The organism is Lactiplantibacillus sp. 7.2.4 (genome assembly GCF_018991185.1).
In the GTDB taxonomy this organism is placed as follows: Bacteria; Bacillota; Bacilli; order Lactobacillales; family Lactobacillaceae; genus Lactiplantibacillus; species Lactiplantibacillus pentosus.
The window spans coordinates 1-3491 of the sequence record NZ_JAGYGS010000110.1 but is presented as its reverse complement, the minus strand read 5'-3'; the positions used below and the strand labels follow the sequence as shown (position 1 = coordinate 3491).

Sequence of the window (3491 nt, the reverse complement as noted above, 5' to 3'; positions counted from 1 at the left end):
CCCAAATTTGCGAGTTGGTAAACAACACTTATTAATTGTGCACGTTGTTTTATTTGGCATGGCAAACTTTTTTGTTTTTGATTTCGCGAATCACCTGTACAACGGGGTTGAGAATGGTACAATAGATATTAGTACTTGATAATAGTTCTAAAGTAAGAAGGAGGAGTTTTTGATGCAGACAACTGGTCAAAACACAACGTTAACCGGACGGCGGCGGTTCTGGTTCATCTTCACATTACTGTTGGGGACTTGGACGATGTCAATCAGTCAATCATCACTATCGACCGTCTACCCGACGTTTATGCGTGATTTCGGCATTTCAGCGTCGACGGTTCAATGGCTGACGACGGGCTTTATGTTGACGATGGTCGTCATGATGCCCATTAGTCCATGGTTACTCAATAATATTGGTTTTAAGAAATTATTCTTAGCGGTGCTGGTCCTATTTGATGCCGGTTCCATAATTATTTACTTTGCACCCAGTTTTGGTGTCATGATGATTGGGCGGTTGATCAAAGCGACCGCTGTCGGTGTGCTATTTCCGTCATATCAATCAATTTTACTCACGATTACGCCAGAAGAGAAGCGTGGTAGTACTATGGGGGTCGCTGGGCTAGTCATGGGGTCAGCGCTCGCCTCAGGGCCCATCATTTCAGGGGTCGTTCTGAAGTTTACCGATTGGCACGGCCTGTTTATGGTCTTCATTACCGTTGCGACATTACTGATTTTAATTAGTTTTGCGACGATCAAGGATGTGATGGTGAATAAGCCATCGAAATTAGACCTGATTTCAATCGTCACGTTACTTGGTTTTGCTGGGATTTTGTACGTGGTTAATGAAATTGGTAAGGCTGGCGTGAACTGGACCTATGCATGGATTTTATTGATTATTTCCATCCTGGCAGTGGCCTACTTCACGTATCGGCAATTCCATTTGGAAACCCCATTACTGGAGTTACGAGTTTTAAAGACGTTTAACTACGACTTAGCCATTTTCCTGACTGCAATTTCGTATGTTGCCCTGATCGTGGTCACGATTATCTTCCCACTGTACTATCAAGGTGTTCTGAAGGTTTCACCGTTCGTTTCAGGGATGTCACTGGTTCCTGGTGCGGTGCTCCTCAGTATCTTGAACCCGTTGACAGGGAAACTCGCTGAAAAGATCGGTTATAAGCAAATTATGTTATTGGGAATGGCGATGATCGTCTTGGGCTGGCTGATTTTAGCGTTGGTCAATGCCAAGCTCAACTTGCTCACGATGATTCTGTTGGCAGCCTTGATTGAAGGTGGCAATGCCTTTGTCATGATGCCAGCGGTTACCCTCGGTGCCAACTCATTGCCAGACGAGCTGATTTCACATGGAACGGCCGTTATTACGACGGTTAGACAGATTCTGGGCTCAGCTGGTGTCGCAGTGGCGACCTTGGTTCTCTCTAACGTGACTCTGGCTCAAAAGCAAGCTGGCGCTTCGACATTAGCCGCTAATTTGACCGGGTACCACACCGTCTTTTGGATGATGCTCGGAATCGAAATCGTTGGGCTAGTTCTCGCGTTATTGTTGCGTGATGGGCGGAAACAGGCTTGATGCGGTTGCTAGTGGTGCTTAAGCTGAGGGCGTAGACGCGCTTTGTTCATATAGCTAAATCTGGCAATAGTCGATTGTTCAGAGTATGCTCAGATTTTCAAAACTAAACAACAGGTTGTGATCAAAAATGGTTCATGTCATTTGCGTCACAACCAAAATAAGGCCATCAATCTCATCTCCTGGGATTGATGGCCTTATTATTTAACCACTTATTTCTTCGCGGCTTTCTGAATCTTTGCCAACTGGTTGTATTGGCTGAGCATCCAGCTTTCATACGTCTGGTTGGCTGGCAGAGTTTCAGTCACTTTGAGGACTGGAACGTCGTATTGTTTAGCTAATTTGACCATGTTCGTGACTAGGTTACTGTCACTTTGGGTGTTTTCAACAAAGAAGGCGATGCGGTGGTGCTTGATGGCCTGTTGCATTTGCTGAATATCCTTCGGGGACGGGTCGGTGCCTTCCTCGATGGCCCGGGCAAAATGATTGTTCGTGATGTGATAACCCATTGCCTTGAGTGAATAATCGAAGACGGGTTCACTGACTGCGACGCGCTGACCCTTAGCTTGCTGTTTCAGTTGCTTGATTTTGGTTGTAATGGCCCGAGTGCTAGCCTGATATTTTCGGGCTTGCTGGTAAAAGTAACGCTTGTGTTGCGGCTGAATCTTCGACAGGTCCGCCGCAATTTTGGTAGCTAACTTGGGCATCGTCGTGGGATCGTACCAAACGTGTTCGTTGGCGCCGTCCGCCTTCTTGGCAACCGAGGTGCCGACGTTGATGACGCGGGCACTGGCTTGCTTGTTGACGGTTAACTTTTCCATCCAGTCATCGTAGCCGAGGCCGTTATAGATGATGAGCTGCGCGCTACTGGCTTGTTTGGCCGTATTAACGGTTGGCTCGTAGTCATGGGGATCGACACTGGGACGGTCGATGATGGCCGTGACTTTACCATACTTGCCCGCGACCGCCTTGGCCGTTTGACCATAAAAATCGAGACTAGTCAGAATATTGATTTTATTATTGCTCGTTTGACTTGATGTGGTGGTGCTTTGGCAGCCTGCTAATAAGCTACCGATGCCTAATAGCAGGATCAAAAACAGCCATCTACGTCGCTTAATCATGTCTTGTTACCCCATTCTCTTTAAATCGTAACCATTACTGTTCACTTTACAGAAAGAAGCTTGGTGCGTCAAGTGTTTAAGATAAACTTTAGCCTAGTTTGAAAGTGGCAAATAACTGATGAAAGCTGGTAAAATAGGCGTACTTAGAATACGGAAAGTGGGGGTTGAGATGATATTTACGATTGTGATTTTACTATTATTAGTCAGTGCCATTTTCCGAGGCTTCCACCGCGGATTCGTGATTGAAATGTTGCACCTGATTGGGACTGTGGTGGTCTTGCTGTTTGCACGGTTGCTCTATCAACCAGTGGGCGCAGCAATCAGTAATTTACTGACTGGCTTGAATTTAATTGAGGGTTCAGCCATGAGTACCCTAATTATTAATCTGATTGCCTTCTTCGTGTTGATTTCGCTGGGGTGGTCCGTGATTCGGTTACTTGGGCGCGTCTCACGCAGCATTACCTGGCTACCAGTCATCAAACAAGTGAATAGTGTTGCCGGTGGTGCGGTCGCGTTTGTGATTACGTACCTGGTTATTTTCGTCGTACTATCCCTAGCCAACTTGGTCAAGACTGATTTTATCCAAACACAGATGAACAACTCACCGTTAGCGACATATATTGTCAAACAAACGCCGGGATTGACGAGTCAGTATCTAAGTCATCTAGTCAATTTCGACGACGGAACAACGACATCTGACTCATAAGCGTCGAGAGCACGTATTGCGCTAGTTAATTTGTCATGAATTATGGTTAAAACGTGCCAAGTTGGTGTCCTGTTCGTCAGCC

At 46.1% G+C, this 3491-nt stretch carries 3 protein-coding genes; 2 read left to right on the top strand and 1 reads right to left on the bottom strand.

The window, feature by feature from the left end; translation table 11 throughout:
- Window positions 1–172: 172 nt before the first annotated feature.
- Entirely contained in the window at window positions 173–1585 is a 1413-nt protein-coding gene (locus tag KGF70_RS16545) for an MFS transporter (protein ID WP_216769620.1), read from the top strand.
- Window positions 1586–1794: 209 nt separating this feature from the next.
- On the opposite strand, the gene KGF70_RS16540 is transcribed toward KGF70_RS16545, so the two are convergent.
- Window positions 1795–2703, bottom strand: a complete 909-nt coding sequence (locus KGF70_RS16540; RefSeq protein WP_216769618.1) for a metal ABC transporter solute-binding protein, Zn/Mn family — start codon at window positions 2701–2703, stop codon at window positions 1795–1797.
- 169 nt (window positions 2704–2872) lie between these two features.
- Here KGF70_RS16540 and KGF70_RS16535 point away from each other — a divergent pair, with 169 nt between their 5' ends.
- Window positions 2873–3409 carry a CvpA family protein gene (locus KGF70_RS16535; RefSeq protein ID WP_050339924.1) on the top strand — a complete coding sequence of 179 codons (537 nt, stop codon included), beginning with the start codon at window positions 2873–2875 and terminating at the stop codon, window positions 3407–3409.
- Window positions 3410–3491: the final 82 nt, after the last annotated feature.